Source organism: Novosphingobium sp. KACC 22771, from assembly GCF_028736195.1.
Taxonomy (GTDB): Bacteria; Pseudomonadota; Alphaproteobacteria; order Sphingomonadales; family Sphingomonadaceae; genus Novosphingobium.
Genome location: NZ_CP117882.1, coordinates 1,105,454 through 1,119,253, shown reverse-complemented (window position 1 = coordinate 1,119,253; position 13,800 = coordinate 1,105,454). Strand labels below are relative to the sequence as shown.

Below are 13,800 nucleotides of genomic sequence, written 5' to 3'. Positions count from 1 at the left end.
CCTGAGGAACCCCCCATGCGTCTTGTTACCTATCGTTCTCACGTTGAGGCCGAAGCGCGCCTTGGCGCTCTGGTCGGGGATCTGGTCCTCGATCTGGAAATGTTCGGCGAGGAATGCGGCGTGCCGCTGCCCTCGACCATGCTGGAATTCATCGACCTTGGCCCGCAGGCGGTGAAGATCACCGGCAAGCTGATTGCCGAAACCGAGGGCGTTTTCCCTATGGGCACTGCGCTGCCGCTGGCCAATGTCAAGCTGCTGGCCCCGATCCCGCGCCCGCGCAAGAACATCTTCGGCATCGGCCTGAATTACACCGAACACGTGGCCGAAAGCGCCAAGTCGCTCGACACTTCGGCCGAATTGCCGCGTCAGCCGGTGATCTTCTCCAAGCCGCCGACCAGCGTGATCGGCCCCGATGACGCCATCGTTCATAATGCCGCCATCACCCAGCAGCTCGACTGGGAAGTCGAACTGGCCGCGATCATCGGCACGCGCGCCAAGGGCGTCAGCCGCGAAAACGCGCTGAAATACGTGTTCGGCTATACCGTCTGCATCGACATGAGCGCGCGCGATTGCCGCCGCGCGGGCCAGTGGATCTATTCCAAGGGGCAGGACACGTTCGCGCCGATGGGCCCATGCATCGTCACCGCCGATGAAATTCCCGATCCCCAGACGCTCGACCTGTGGCTGACCGTCAATGGCGTGGAAAAGCAGCGCAGCAACACCGCCTATATGCTGTTCAAGGTCGATGAACTGGTGGCCGACATTTCGCAGGGCATCACGCTGGAGCCGGGCGACATCATCGCCACCGGCACGCCCGCCGGCGTTGGCGCCGGCATGGACCCGCAGGAGTGGGTCTGGCCGGGCGACATCATCGTGGCCAGCGTCGAAGGCATCGGCACGCTGCGCCATCCGGTCGTGGCGGGCTGATCGAGAGGGGGAGGCGAGAGCCTCCCCTTTTTATTGCGCGCGGATGGATGTCTTGAGCTGGTCGAGCAGGGCGAGCAGATGCGCCTGCTGGTCGGCGGGAAAGCAGGACAGCGCCTCATGCACCCATCGGCTGTGCGCATCGGCCAGCGTCTTGAAATGGGCACGGCCCGCCTCGGTCAGGCTCACAATGGCGGCGCGGCGGTCATGGGGGTCGGGGCGGGATGCGATCATGCCCTGTTCGCCCAATTGCCGCACGATCGAGGTGACATTGCCGTTGGACACCAGCAGCGCGCGTGAAATATCGCCCATGGTCAGCCCCTCGGGCGCGCGGTCCAGCGCGGCCAGAACGTCGAAACGAGGCAGGGTGGTGTCGAACTGTTCCTGAAAATTGCGGCGCAATTGCTTTTCCACCAGCTTGGCGCAGTCGAGCAAGCGTATCCACACCCGCAGTTCCAGCCGCCTTTCCGCGTCGTCCATCACATCCTCGCCATAGCAAACGGCCCGCCCGGTGGGGGCGAGCCGTCCTGTTGCGTTTAGGTGGCGTGGGGCCGGGCGGCAAGCCTGTTCAGGCGCAATAGGCGTTCATGCCTTCACGCAGGCTGTCGGGCCATGGCATCGATTGCCGTGCCCCCAGATCCATGCACACCAGCACCACCAGCGCCTTCAACCGCACCTGCCCTTCGCAGGCAAAAGTGATCGCCAACTGGCAACTGCTCTTGCCCAGCTTGGTGATCTCCAGCGCCAGGTCAAGGCTCTCGCCCAACTCGCTGGGCGCGATGAAATCGACCTCCAGCCGGACCGTGGGGACGCCCATCTTGCCTTCCATATGGATCAGCTTGAAGGGGAAACCCAGCGTGGCGAACCAGTCCTCGACCAGCGCGTTGAGCATTTCGAAATAGCGCGGATAGAAGACGATCCCTGCCGGATCGACATCGGCAAACCGCACCGGCAGGGTCAGGTTGAAAGGCATCTCGGCTTCTCCTTATGCGCGCTGGGCGCTGTCGCGGGCCTGTCCGGCCAATTGCCGCGCCTGCACTTGCCCCAACGCGTAAGGCGCGGGAACGAATTGCCCCTCTTCGCCCGCCTGTGCCGCCGCGTGCAAGGTCCATGATGGATCGACCAGATGGGGCCGCCCCACCGCCACCAGATCGGCACGGCCCGCCATCAGGATGGAATTGATCTGGTCCGGCTGGGTGATGTTGCCCACGGCCATGGTGGGCATATGGGCTTCATTGCGGATCTGGTCGGCAAAGGGGGTCTGGAACATGCGGCCATAGGTGGGGCGCGCGCGCGGCGCGGTTTCCCCGGCCGATACGTCGATGATGTCCACGCCCACGGCCTTGAAGGCTTCGGCAATGGCCACCGCCTCGACAGGCGTCACGCCAGCCTCACCCACCCAGTCGTTGGCCGAGATGCGCACGGCCATCGGCTTGCCCGCAGGCCATGCCGCGCGCACCGCCGAGGCCACGCGCAGCGGGAAGCGCAGGCGGTTTTCCAGCGATCCGCCATAGGCATCCTCGCGCCTGTTCATCACCGGGGTGATAAAGCCGGAAAGCAGGAAGCCATGGCCCGCCTGAAGCTCGATCATGTCGAAACCGGCGGCGTCCGCCCGGCGCGTGGCGGCGGTGAAGTCGGCAAGGATGCGCTCCATATCCGCCTCGGTCAGGGCGGCGGGGGTCAGGCCGCCCTCGCGCCATGCCTGCGCGCTGGCCGAGAGGATCGGCCAGGGATCGGAGAGTGGCACATCATAGCCTTCATGCCCCGGACGGCACGAGGCCCGCGCGCCCGCATGGCCCAATTGGGCGCAGGTTTTCGCGGCGGTATGCTGATGGGCAAAGGCGTTGATCGCGCGCCAGCGGTCGATCTGGCCGTCCTCCCACAGGCCGGGGCAGGCCGAGGTGGCGCGTCCTTCGGGCGAGACAGCGAGCATTTCGGTGATGACAAGGCCCGCCCCGCCCAGCGCGCGTGCGCCGTAATGCACGTCGTGGAACATGGTCGCATGGCCATCGGGTTCCGCGCTGTAGGTCAGCATCGGGGGCACGACCACGCGATTGGCCAGCGTCAGATCGCGCAGCGTAAACGGCGTGAACATCGGCTGGACCGGGGTATTGCGGCCCTCATTGCCCGCCCAGAACCAGCGTTCGAGGCTTTCCAGCCACGCCTTGTCGCGCAGGCGCAGATTTTCATGAGCGACGCGCTGTGAACGGGTCATCAGCGAATAGGCGAATTGCGGCAGGTCGAAATCGAGATAGCGGTCGAGCGTTTCGAACCAGTCGGTCGAATTGCGCGCGCTGTTCTGGATTTTCAGCACCTCAACGTGGCGCTCAGCTTCATATTCGGCCAGAGCCTCGCGCAGATTGGCCGGATCGGCCATGCCGGGGCGGCTGAGCACCTGCGCCAGCTTGATCGCATCCTCCAGCGCCAGTTTCGTGCCCGAACCGATCGAGAAATGCGCGGTATGCGCCGCATCGCCCAGCAGCACGACATTGTCGAAGGACCATGTGTTGCAAAGGATACGACGGAAATTGATCCATGCCGCAGAGCCGCGCAAATGGCCCGCATTGGTGATGAGCGCATGGCCGTCGAGATGGCGCGCGAAGAGCTTTTCGCAAAAGGCGATGCTTTGCGCCTGTTCCATTTTGTCGAGGCCCAGCCCTTCCCATGTCTCGGGCGAGCATTCGACGATGAAGGTCGAATGGGTGGCGTCAAAACGATAGGCATGGGCCCAGACCCAGCCATGCTCGGTCTTTTCGAACAGAAAGGCGAAGGCATCGAACAGGCGCGTCGTGCCCAGCCAGCAGAACTTGTTGCGGCGGGTCTGGATATCGACGCCAAACTTGTCCTCGTGGGCGGTGCGGATCGCGCTGTTGATTCCATCGGCCGTCACGATCAGGTCATAATCGCCATAGGCCGACAGATCGGAGGAAAATTCGTTTTCGAAATGCACCCGCACGCCCAGCTCCAGCGCCCGCGCCGTCAGGATCTGGAGCAGGCGCTTGCGCCCGATGCCGATGAAGCCATGGCCCGATGAGGTGATCGACCGATCGCCCATCGCCACGGTGATATCGTCCCAATGCGCGAAATTGTCGGCGATGATGGCGGCACTTGCCGGATCATTCGCGGTCAGGTTTTCGACCGTCTGGTCGGAAAAGACCACGCCCCAGCCGAAAGTGTCGCCCGCGCGGTTGCGTTCGAAAACGTCGATCTCATGCGCCGGATCGCGCAGCTTCATCGAAATGGCAAAATAAAGACCGGCGGGACCGCCGCCCAGACAGGCAACACGCATCATGCACCTCCAATTTGCTTTAGGCTTAAAGCAAATTGGTTGCACGTGCAAGTTGATTCGCTTTGTGCGCGGCCTTTACTCCAGATTGTCGTGTAGACGTCCCAGCAGATCGAGCAATTGCGCAAATTCACCCGCGCTGATGCCGCGAATGACCTTGTGATAAACCGGCGAGGTCGCCTCGCGCGCGGCCGCCAGCTTCTCGCGCCCCAGATCGCTGAGCAGCAACTCGGTCACGCGGCCGTCGGTTTCGCTCGGCTGGGTGGTGATCAATTCCGCCTTGGTCATGCGTTCGACGATGCGCATCATGGTGGAAATGTTGATGACCGCCGATTTGGCCACCTGCGCGATGGGCAAAGGCTCATGCTCGCCCAAAATCATCAGCACGCGCCATGTCGGGATGTCGATGCCTATCGGGCGCAATTGCGATTCGATCACAACATTGTACCGGCTCGCCGCACGGTTCAGCAGATAGAAGGGGTAGGCCTCGACGCGGAATTTCTCCGATCCGGGATCGCCAAGTTTGCGTAAATCCTCGCTCATCCGCGCTTTCCTTCATCAGCGGCCACCGGGGACGCATTGTATTCCCCTTCGCGCCTTTAATGCCAATCACATACACATCAAGAGTGATGGCGCGGCACTTGCCTTGCGCACTTCGCGTATTGAATGGGCCGCGCATTTCCCTGTCAGAGGATCGGGCAAGCCCTTCGCATATGTTGCGCACAGAGCAACGAAAGTGAACAATATTATGCATTGAGCGCAGCGACGCCTTCTATGACATTTCCGTGGCTATCCGGCGGATCAACAGCCGGAGGCTCGCAGGCGGCAAGAGTCCTCCACTTTATCAAGGCAGGGAATAATATGCGCTACTCCAAGCAGATCGGCTTTCGTTTAGCCGCGACCAGCAGTCTCATGATTTTTGCTTTGCCCGCCTATGCAGAGCAGGCCGCGCCTGCGAGCGACGGCATTGTTGTGACCGCCACCAAGCGCAGCGCCTCGACCATTCAGGCCACCCCGATTGCCGTGCAGGCGATCGGCGGGGCCGATCTCCAGGCCAAGGGTGCGATTGATTTCGCCGATTTCTATCGCACCGTGCCGGGCCTTTCGGTTCAGGACGAAGGTCCGGGCGACAAGCGCTATGTGGTGCGCGGCATCAACGCCAGCGGCGCGGGCACGGTCGGGCTCTATCTGGACGAAGTGGTCATCACCGGCGAAAACTCGCAGGATGGCGGCGGTCAGGCCCCCGATATCAAGCTGTTCGACATCGACCGCGTTGAAGTTCTGAAAGGCCCGCAGGGCACCACCTTTGGCGCCAGTTCGATGGCGGGCACGATGCGCTACATTACCGCCAAGCCCGATCTGGACAAGGTGACCGGCTATGTTCAGGGCGGTATTCGCACCACCAAGGGCGCGGATCTTGGCATGCAGACCGATGGGGCGGTGAATATTCCGGTTATTCCCGGCCGCTTTGCGGTGCGCGCATCGGGTTTCTATGCTGATCTGCCGGGCTGGATCAGCAACCGTTTTGAAAAGGGCGCGAATGCGGAAAAGAGCAAGGCTGCGCGTCTTTCCACCCGCCTGAAGGCCACCGATGACCTGACCATCGACACGATGATGATGTATCAAAAGGTGCATCAGGACGCGAAGAACTACTATAATCTTCAAAGCTTTGGCGGTGCGGCGCTGCCGGCCAACTATCAGGCCGACGTGGTGCGCTCGCCCTATGATGACAAGAGCGAGATCTATAACGTCACCGCCAATTACAAGCGTCCCTTCGGCACGGTGACGGCAACGGGTTCGCGCTTCATCCGAGACACCGGATTCGTGCGCGATGCCTCGCTGGCGGCGCAGGCCTTCTTTGGCCTACCCTATGACAACACGGGCCGCAGCGCGCTGGTCCAGAACAAGCACCGCAAGGTGGACAGTGCCGAACTGCGCTTCGCCTCGGACTTCAAGGGACCGCTTCAATTGCTGGTCGGCGCCTTTATGCAGAACGAGGACCGCTATTACCGCTCGTCCTGGCCCAAGGCCGACACCAGCGGCAATATCCCGGCCAATGCCGCCCTTCTGCTCGACCGCACGGTCAACACGCAGATCCGCGAGCGCGCGCTCTTTGGCGAACTCAGCTACAGGATCCTGCCTGATCTGACATTTACGGCGGGCGCGCGCTGGTTCGACTTCAAGCTGGAGCAGCAATCCGTGGCGCTGGTCGCTGCGGGCGGCGGTGCGGGCCCAGGCGCCGGTCCCACCTTGCGTACCAAGGATCAGGGCGTGATCGGCCGCTTCAACCTGGCCTATAAGGTCAGCAGGAACACCAACGCCTATGTTCAAATCGCGCAGGGCTATCGCTCGGGCGGCACCAATGACCAGACGGCGGCCGCGCTGGCCAATGTGGTCATCCCCGACGGCTATGGCTCGGATCAGCTGTGGTCCTATGAATTCGGCCTCAAAAACGCGCTGCTCGACCGCAAGCTCTATTTGAACGGGGCGGTCTATTACATTGACTGGTCAAACATTCAGGTCTCGCAACAGGCCTCGAATGGCACCGTCTCGTTTGGCTATATCGGCAATGGCGGCAAGGCCAGCGTGACCGGTTTCGAGGCCGAAGTGGACGCGCGCCCGATCCCCGGCCTGCGCCTGACGGGCAGCCTGAACTACAGCAACGCCAAGCTGGACCGCGACAATCCGGTGGCCTCGACGGGGCGCAAGGGCGATCATATCCCTTATGTGCCCACATGGTCGGGCGCCACGGGGATCAGCTATTCGGCGCCCGTGGGATCAGGCGGCCTGATGGGCACGATCGGCGCGGATGCCACCTATCAGGGGCCGATGGACACCAAGTTCAATTCGACCATCGCCAATTGGCAGCACCTCAACGGCTACTGGCTGATCGGCCTGCGCGCCGGGATCAGCAAGGATGCATGGGCGGTCAATCTGAACGCCACCAACCTGTCAAACAACCAGACCGTCATCAATTTCAACGAAATCGTACCGGGCGTCTATCCGCTGGGCTATTATGTCAGCCGCCCGCGCACGATCACCCTGTCGGGTTCGGTGAAGTTCTAAAAGAGTAAAGTCGATGTTTTCCCACTCTGCTGTTTCGTCTTTTCGTCTTGTCCTGATGGCCGGGGCGGCACTCTGCGGAACAGCGGGGTGGGGGAATGTTTCGGCGCAAACCACCGGGCCGTGGATGGATGCCCATCGCAGCCCGGCGGATCGCGCCCGGATGCTGATCTCGGCCATGACGCTGGATGAAAAGCTGGGGCTGCTTCAGGGCGATACGGTGCTCGATGGCAATGGCACGGGGGTGAACCCTTGTGTCGGGCATATTTCGGGCCTGCCGCGTCTTGGCCTGCCCGCGCTGTGCATGGGCGATGGTCCGGCGGGCGTGGGCAATGGCATGGTGGGGGTGACGCAATTTCCCGCGCCGCTGATGGTGGCCAGCACGTGGAACGCGGGTCTGATGCAGGAATTTGGCGCCGCGCTGGGGCGCGAACATGCGGCCAAGGGGCGCAATGTCGTGCTGGCCCCCACAATCAACATCATCCGCACGCCCAAATGGGGCCGCATCGCCGAAACGCTCAGCGAGGACCCCTATCTGACCGCCATCGGCGGGGCGGCGATCACGGCGGGCATTCAGGCGCAGGGCGTTCTGGCCACGCCCAAGCATTTTGCCGCCAACAATCAGGAATGGCTGCGCCTTGGCGACGCGCCCGCCTATGAGGCCATTGATGCGCGCGTCAGCGAGCGCGCCCTGAACGAGATCTATTTCCCAGCCTTTGAGGCCGTGGTGCGCCGCGCGGGTGCCGGATCGATCATGTGCGCCTATAACCGCTTCAACGGCACCTATGCCTGCGAAAACAAGGCGGCGCTCGATCAGTTGCGCGGCTGGGGCTTTGACGGCTTTGTCGTCTCCGACTGGTATTTCGCCCATCGCAGCACCGTGGCCAGCGTGAAGGCGGGCATGGACATCTCCATGCCCGGAGGCCCCAGTCCCTTTGGTTTCGCCGAATTCTACGGCCCGCCCCTGCGCAAGGCGCTGGCCAAGGGCGAGGTGACGGGCGAGGATATTGACACTCTGCTGCGCCACATCCTGACGCCGATGTTCCGGCTGGGCGTGATCGACCGCCCGGTCAAGGGCGATGCCAATGCGCAGGCCCGCTCGCCCGCCCATCTCGCGCTCTCGCAACGGATCGCACAGGAGGGCAGCGTGTTGCTGCGCAATCAGGGCGGCGTGCTGCCGCTGGGCGCGGGTCTTTCGCGGGTGGCGATCATCGGCGATGATGCGGGCGAGCATGTCCAGACCACCGAGCGCTATGGCGGTTTTGTCAAGAATGACGAGATCAAGCCAATGGCCCCGCGCGCCGCGATCCGCGCTGCCCTGCCTGAAAGCGTTAAGGTCGATTATGCGCCTGGCACGCTGGGCATTGCGCCATTGCCTGCCATTCCCGCCTCGGCGCTGCGCGATCTGACCGCCACCTATTACGCCTCGCCCGATTTTTCCGGCAAGCCCGCCCTGACCCGCGCCGAAGCCGCGATTGATTATGAGCAGGCCGGGACCAAGGAACTGGGCAGCATCTTTTCCGCGCGCTGGCGTGGCACTCTGGTGCCTCCGGTGGGCGGGATCTACCGCTTCTCGCTCAATGGCGGGGGTGAAATCCGCCTCCGCATTGATGGGCGCGAGGTGGCCTATACGCCCAAGCAGAATTTCCGCCTGACCACGCATGGCACGATCACACTGGAGGCGGGCAAGCCTGTTTCCTTCGAGCTGGACTATTCGACCGCGCCCACCCTCTCGCCCCCCGAATTGCGCGTGGGGTGGCAGGCGCCCGACCCGAGCCTGATCGCGGACGCCGTGGCCGCAGCGGCCAAGGCCGATGTCGCGGTTGTGTTCGTGGCCGATCATGTCTCCGAAGGCGCCGACCGCACCGACCTGCGCCTGCCCGGCGATCAGGATGCGCTGATCGAGGCGGTGGCCAAGGCCAACCCGCGCACGGTGGTGGTGTTGCACACGGCGGGTCCGGTCTTGATGCCATGGCGCGACAAGGTCGCGGGCATCGTCGCGGGCTGGTATCCGGGCGAGGTGGCGGGCCCCGCCATCGCGCGCCTGTTGACCGGGGCGGCCAATCCTTCGGGCAAGCTGACCGTGACCTTCCCTGCCGACGAGGTGCATGGGCCTGCCGATGGTTCCGCGCGCTATCCGGGTAAGGGTACGAGCGCCGATTACAGCGAGGGTCTGCTGGTGGGCTATCGCTGGTATGATGCCAAAGGGTTGACCCCGCTTTATCCCTTTGGTTTTGGACTGTCCTATACCCATTTCGGCTTTTCCGGGATCAAGGCCACGCGCCGGGGCGATGGGTGGCAGGTGCGCGCGCAGGTCCGCAACCTTGGCGCGCGGGCAGGGGCCGAGGTGGCCCAGCTCTATCTGGCCATGCCCGCCGCGGCCGGTGAGCCGCCACGCCAGCTCAAGGGCTTTGCCCGTGTCGAACTGGCGCCGGGCGAGGCGCGCGAGGTCAGCTTTGCCCTTACGCGCCGCGATCTGTCGGTGTGGGATGACAAGGCCCATGCGTGGAAGGTTCCCGCCGGAACCATGCGGGTGTTTATCGGCAACAGTTCGCGCGACCTGCCTTTGTCGGCAAATCTGTCGCGCTAAAACGGGAAGGGCCGCTCTCCACCCGGAGCGGCCCTTCTTTCGGTTCAACCCTGGGGCAGCACCGCGACCGCCTCGATCTCGATCAGGAAATCGGGCAGGGCCAGCGCCTGAACCCCGACAATCGTGTTGGGTGCGGGCAGAACATCGCCGTAAAACGCGGCCAGTTCAGCGCCCACGGCCTCCAGCTTGGACATATCGTAATTGACGATCAACGTGCGCAGGCGCAGCAGATCGCCCACCCCCGCGCCCGCTTCGTCCAGAACAGTCTTGATATTGGCCAGCGCCTGACGGGTTTGCGCGGCCAGATCATCGCCGCCCACCACATTGTAGTCCTTGTCCCACGCCACTTGCCCCGCCAGGTGCAGCGTTCCGGTGGCTTCATCCAGCGCGGCATGGGAGAAGCCGAAACGGGTGCTTTCATAAAGGGATGCGGGATTGATACGCTTTGCGGTCATGATGGTTTCCTGTTGTAAAAAGAGGGGGTCAGTCCACGATTTCAAGCTGATGACCCCATGGGTCGAGCAGATAGAGGTTCTTCTTGCCCGCCAGCGGCCCTTCGGAAATCTCGATGATCTCCATCGCGGTGCAGCCATGCGCGGTCAGATAGGCGGCCGCGGCAGGCACATCATCGACCCGCAGCCCCAGATGATGCCCGCCCGCATCGCAATTGCGCGGCAGGGTGGGCCTGCGATCATCGGGCTTGTCATATTGCACCAGTTGAAAATTGAGAGTCTCGGTAAGGCGCAGCATGATGAGCGTGAGCCGCGCGCCCGGTACATTTACATGGGCGGCCATCCAGTCGCGCCCATCGGGCATGGGGGGAATGTCGGCGGCGTCAATCGGCCCCATGCGGAACAATTCGGATGCGCCGAACACATCAATGTAAAAGCGCGCCACCGCTTCGGCATCGGCCACGGTCCATGACACGTGATCGGCGGCGAAAACGGGGCGGGGAGGGGTGGCCTCGGTCATGCAGATGGCTCCTGTGTGTTGGGCAGGAGGCGAGGATGACAAGGGGGGCAGAACGCAGCAATGACATCGCCGGGACGCAATTGTTGCGCCTGATGCAACGTTTAGCCGATGATCTCGTCAAAGGGCAGCGGCCGCGCCGGAAAGCGCGTGCGGAAAGGCGCGACGGCATCGGGATCGCAGCCGCGCGCAGCGGCAATCCGCCGCACCAGCGCATGTTCGCAAGACCGCCCCTGACACAGGCCCATCCCGATCCGGCAGCGATGTTTGACCGCCGATGCATCGGCCATGGCGGGGAGCCGGTCGATGGTCGCCGCAACCTGCGCCACGGAAATATCCTCGCATCGGCACAGCAGCGTTTCGGGCGTGGCCAATGGCCAGACATCGCCCGGATCGGCCACGGCGCGCAAGAGGTTGATGAAGGGCTGCAGCCTTGCGCGCCTTGCCTGCGCGCGGGCCATATCGAAGGGAGCGCGCGCGCCCGCATCCATCGCCATGGCGATCCCGGCAATCGTACCCTCGGCCATGGCGGCATCCGCGCCCGCCACGCCGGTGGTTTCGCCCGCAACATAAAGGCCCGGGATTGAGGAGCGCATGGCTCCATCGCAAATCGTTTCCCATCCGCCCGCAGGCCGCGCCCATCGCACCGCCGCGCCGACCTGACGCGGCAAATCCGATTGGGGCAGGAAGCCATAGGACACAGCCGCCGCCTGCGCCGCGATACGGTGGGTCCGGCCGCACCACGCATAATCGACCGCTTCCAGCCGTCCATCGCCGGTAAAGCCGACAGGGCGCGCGCCCATCATCAGGGGCACCCCCGCCCGGCGCAGACGCGCCATAGCCGCCCCCGCCGCCATTAATGGGCCGGGGGTGAACATCGCCCCCGCAAGATAGGGCAAGGCCGCAAGCACCATCCGACCATAGGTCTGCGGCATCAGCACCGCCGCGACCTCGCCCCCCGCGTCCAGGATTTGCGTGGCCAGCACCAGCAGCAAGGGATGGCTGCCAAGCAGGACGATGGGCTGGCCCGCGACCACCTGCTGCGATTTGAGCATGGTCTGGACCGCGCCTGCACTCATCACGCCGGGCAAGGTCCAGCCCGGCATGGCCACCGGCATGTCATAACAGCCCGCCGCGATCAGCACCCGCCGCGCCAGCAACGTGCCGCCATGCGTCCCCGAGAGGGTCAGGCGGAAATGGTCGCCGATCCGCTCGATTCCGGCCACGCTGGTTGCGCCCCGCCATTTGAGCCTCGCGTCCGCCTCGGTTTGAGCGAGCAGGCGGCGCAGCGGGCGATAGAGGCGGCCCGCCATCCATCCTTTGACCGCAAAGGCGGGAGGGGGCTGGCGCAGGATCTGGCCGCCCGGGCGGGCCTGCTCGTCGATCATCGTGGTGGAAAGGCCCGCGGCCAGCGTCTGTTGCGCGGCGGCCTGTCCGGCGGGGCCGCCGCCGATGATGGCAATGTCAAACAAGGCTGGGTCGATCATAGCGGCGCCTCATGCGTGGCGATGCGCATGCCGTCCTCCGCCAGGGTCAGGCAGGCGCGGCGGCGGCGCCATCCATCCTCCATGGCGATCCACACGAAACATTCGCTGCATGTGCCCATATTGCACAACATCCCACGCGGAGCGCCGGATCGGTCGTCGCGCATCCGGTATGCCCCGGCGGCAACCATCGCTGCGGCCAACGTTTCGCCCGGATGGGCCGGGATCATTGCGCCGTCGATCGCGATGGCGAATGGTGCGGGGCGGGTTACGCCGGGCACGAGCCGGCTCATGACGGCACCACAAAGGCGTTGAGATGGGCAAAGCGGGCGGCGCTGAATAGGGTTGTTTCGTCGGGCATCGCGCTTTCGATAATGCTGCGCGCCAGCATCCGTGCGAGCAGCGGCCCCAGCGTGAACATCGATCCGCCCGCCGCGACATAGAGGCCGGGGGCGGCAGGAACCTCGCCCACGACGGGCAATTGATCGGCCGATACACAGGTCATGCCGGTCCAGCTGCGGATCAGGCTGCGCGCCCGAAGACAAGGTATGACCCCCGCCGCCACCGCCAGATTGGCGCGCAGATTGTCGGGGACGAGATGGGGCGGCGCGTCGAGATCTGGCAGGCCGTCGGCCATCTTTTGCGGCGCAGAGGCCCAGCCGCCGCCGATCACCATATTGCCGTCGTCGGTCTGCTTCATCGAGAGGCGTTTGCCGACATGCTGGATCAGATAGGGCAGGAAAGGCGCGGTCCGGTCGGTTACGCTCATCATCAAGGGGGCCAGATAGAGCGGAATGTTGAGCCCAATGCGCGTCGCGATCCGTGCGGTCCAGTGGCCGGTGGCCAGAATGACATGACGCGCGCGGGCGGTGGTGACTTGGCCCGATTGCTCGATGGTGGCCTGCCAGCCATCGCCGTCACGGTGCAGGTCGAGCAGGCGGCTGTCGGTTTCGATCGCCGCGCCCGAGGCACGTGCCGCATCGGCAAAGGCATCGGCCAGAATGCGCGGATTGGCATGGCCTTCGCGCGCCAGCCATGCCGCACCGCAAATATGGGGGGCAAGGCGGGGCACCAGATCGCGCGCCTCGGTCCCTGAGAGCAATTGCGTGGGCAGGCCCAGTTCGTTTTCGCGGGCCACCTTGAAGGACAGCAGCGCCAGATCATCCTCGCTTTCGGCCAGCATCAGCCCGCCGTGCATGTGGATGTCGAGCGGGCGGCCAAGCTGATCCTCCAGCCCCGCCCATTCCTCGATGGCCAGACGATTGAGGCGGACGATATCGCCGCCCTGCGCATGGGCGGTGCCGCCCGGTTCGAGGAAACGCCGTTCGATCTGGAAATGCAGCGAGCCTGCATTCTGGCCCGATGCGCCCGCATTGATGCCCCGCGCCTCGATCAGGCGCGGGGCAAGACCGGCGCGGGCCAGATGCCACGCCGCCGCACAGCCCAGCAGGCCGCCGCCGATGATCAGAACTTCATGCGTCATG

12 protein-coding genes are annotated in these 13,800 nt (G+C 64.2%); 3 read left to right on the top strand and 9 right to left on the bottom strand.

The genetic code is table 11. From position 1 onward, the window contains the following. The first annotated feature begins 15 nt into the window (after positions 1-15). A complete protein-coding gene (locus PQ467_RS21840; protein WP_274176579.1) occupies positions 16-927 on the top strand; it encodes a fumarylacetoacetate hydrolase family protein in 912 nt (303 codons plus the stop codon). Positions 928-957: 30 nt separating this feature from the next. Here the strand turns inward: PQ467_RS21840 and PQ467_RS21835 are convergent, their stop codons facing one another. The 4 genes from PQ467_RS21835 to PQ467_RS21820 form a co-directional block, all read right to left on the bottom strand. After that, positions 958-1,404 carry a MarR family winged helix-turn-helix transcriptional regulator gene (locus PQ467_RS21835; protein WP_274176578.1) on the bottom strand — a complete coding sequence of 149 codons (447 nt, stop codon included), beginning with the start codon at positions 1,402-1,404 and terminating at the stop codon, positions 958-960. An 88-nt stretch (positions 1,405-1,492) separates the two neighbouring features. Next, positions 1,493-1,897, bottom strand: a complete 405-nt coding sequence (locus tag PQ467_RS21830) for an acyl-CoA thioesterase (protein WP_274176577.1) — start codon at positions 1,895-1,897, stop codon at positions 1,493-1,495. A gap of 12 nt (positions 1,898-1,909) precedes the next feature. Continuing rightward, complete coding sequence (locus tag PQ467_RS21825; RefSeq protein ID WP_274177284.1) at positions 1,910-4,213, bottom strand: bifunctional salicylyl-CoA 5-hydroxylase/oxidoreductase; 2,304 nt, start codon at positions 4,211-4,213, stop codon at positions 1,910-1,912. Positions 4,214-4,288: 75 nt separating this feature from the next. Next, positions 4,289-4,753 (bottom strand): MarR family winged helix-turn-helix transcriptional regulator, encoded by a 465-nt coding sequence (locus tag PQ467_RS21820; RefSeq protein WP_274176576.1) that lies wholly within the window; start codon positions 4,751-4,753, stop codon positions 4,289-4,291. Between the two features lie 318 nt (positions 4,754-5,071). Between PQ467_RS21820 and PQ467_RS21815 the strand changes: the two genes are divergently transcribed. Continuing rightward, entirely contained in the window at positions 5,072-7,276 is a 2,205-nt protein-coding gene (locus PQ467_RS21815) for a TonB-dependent receptor (protein ID WP_274176575.1), read from the top strand. Between the two features lie 13 nt (positions 7,277-7,289). Further along, entirely contained in the window at positions 7,290-9,863 is a 2,574-nt protein-coding gene (locus tag PQ467_RS21810; protein WP_274176574.1) for a glycoside hydrolase family 3 C-terminal domain-containing protein, read from the top strand. A 44-nt stretch (positions 9,864-9,907) separates the two neighbouring features. On the opposite strand, the gene PQ467_RS21805 is transcribed toward PQ467_RS21810, so the two are convergent. The 5 genes from PQ467_RS21805 to PQ467_RS21785 all read right to left on the bottom strand — a co-directional run bounded on the left by PQ467_RS21805 (position 9,908) and on the right by PQ467_RS21785 (position 13,799). After that, positions 9,908-10,318, bottom strand: a complete 411-nt coding sequence (locus tag PQ467_RS21805) for a RidA family protein (RefSeq protein WP_274176573.1) — start codon at positions 10,316-10,318, stop codon at positions 9,908-9,910. Positions 10,319-10,346: 28 nt separating this feature from the next. Then, complete coding sequence (locus PQ467_RS21800) at positions 10,347-10,835, bottom strand: VOC family protein (RefSeq protein WP_274176572.1); 489 nt, start codon at positions 10,833-10,835, stop codon at positions 10,347-10,349. A gap of 101 nt (positions 10,836-10,936) precedes the next feature. Next, a complete protein-coding gene (locus PQ467_RS21795) occupies positions 10,937-12,319 on the bottom strand; it encodes an FAD-dependent oxidoreductase (RefSeq protein WP_274176571.1) in 1,383 nt (460 codons plus the stop codon). After that, positions 12,316-12,609, bottom strand: a complete 294-nt coding sequence (locus PQ467_RS21790) for a 2Fe-2S iron-sulfur cluster-binding protein (protein WP_274176570.1) — start codon at positions 12,607-12,609, stop codon at positions 12,316-12,318. Before PQ467_RS21790 ends, PQ467_RS21795 begins: the two co-directional genes overlap by 4 nt. Continuing rightward, the gene (locus PQ467_RS21785; protein WP_274176569.1) at positions 12,606-13,799 is read right to left on the bottom strand and encodes an NAD(P)/FAD-dependent oxidoreductase; all 1,194 of its coding nucleotides are present in this window, start codon (positions 13,797-13,799) and stop codon (positions 12,606-12,608) included. The genes PQ467_RS21790 and PQ467_RS21785 overlap by 4 nt, the downstream gene beginning before the upstream one ends. Between the last annotated feature and the right edge of the window lies 1 nt (position 13,800).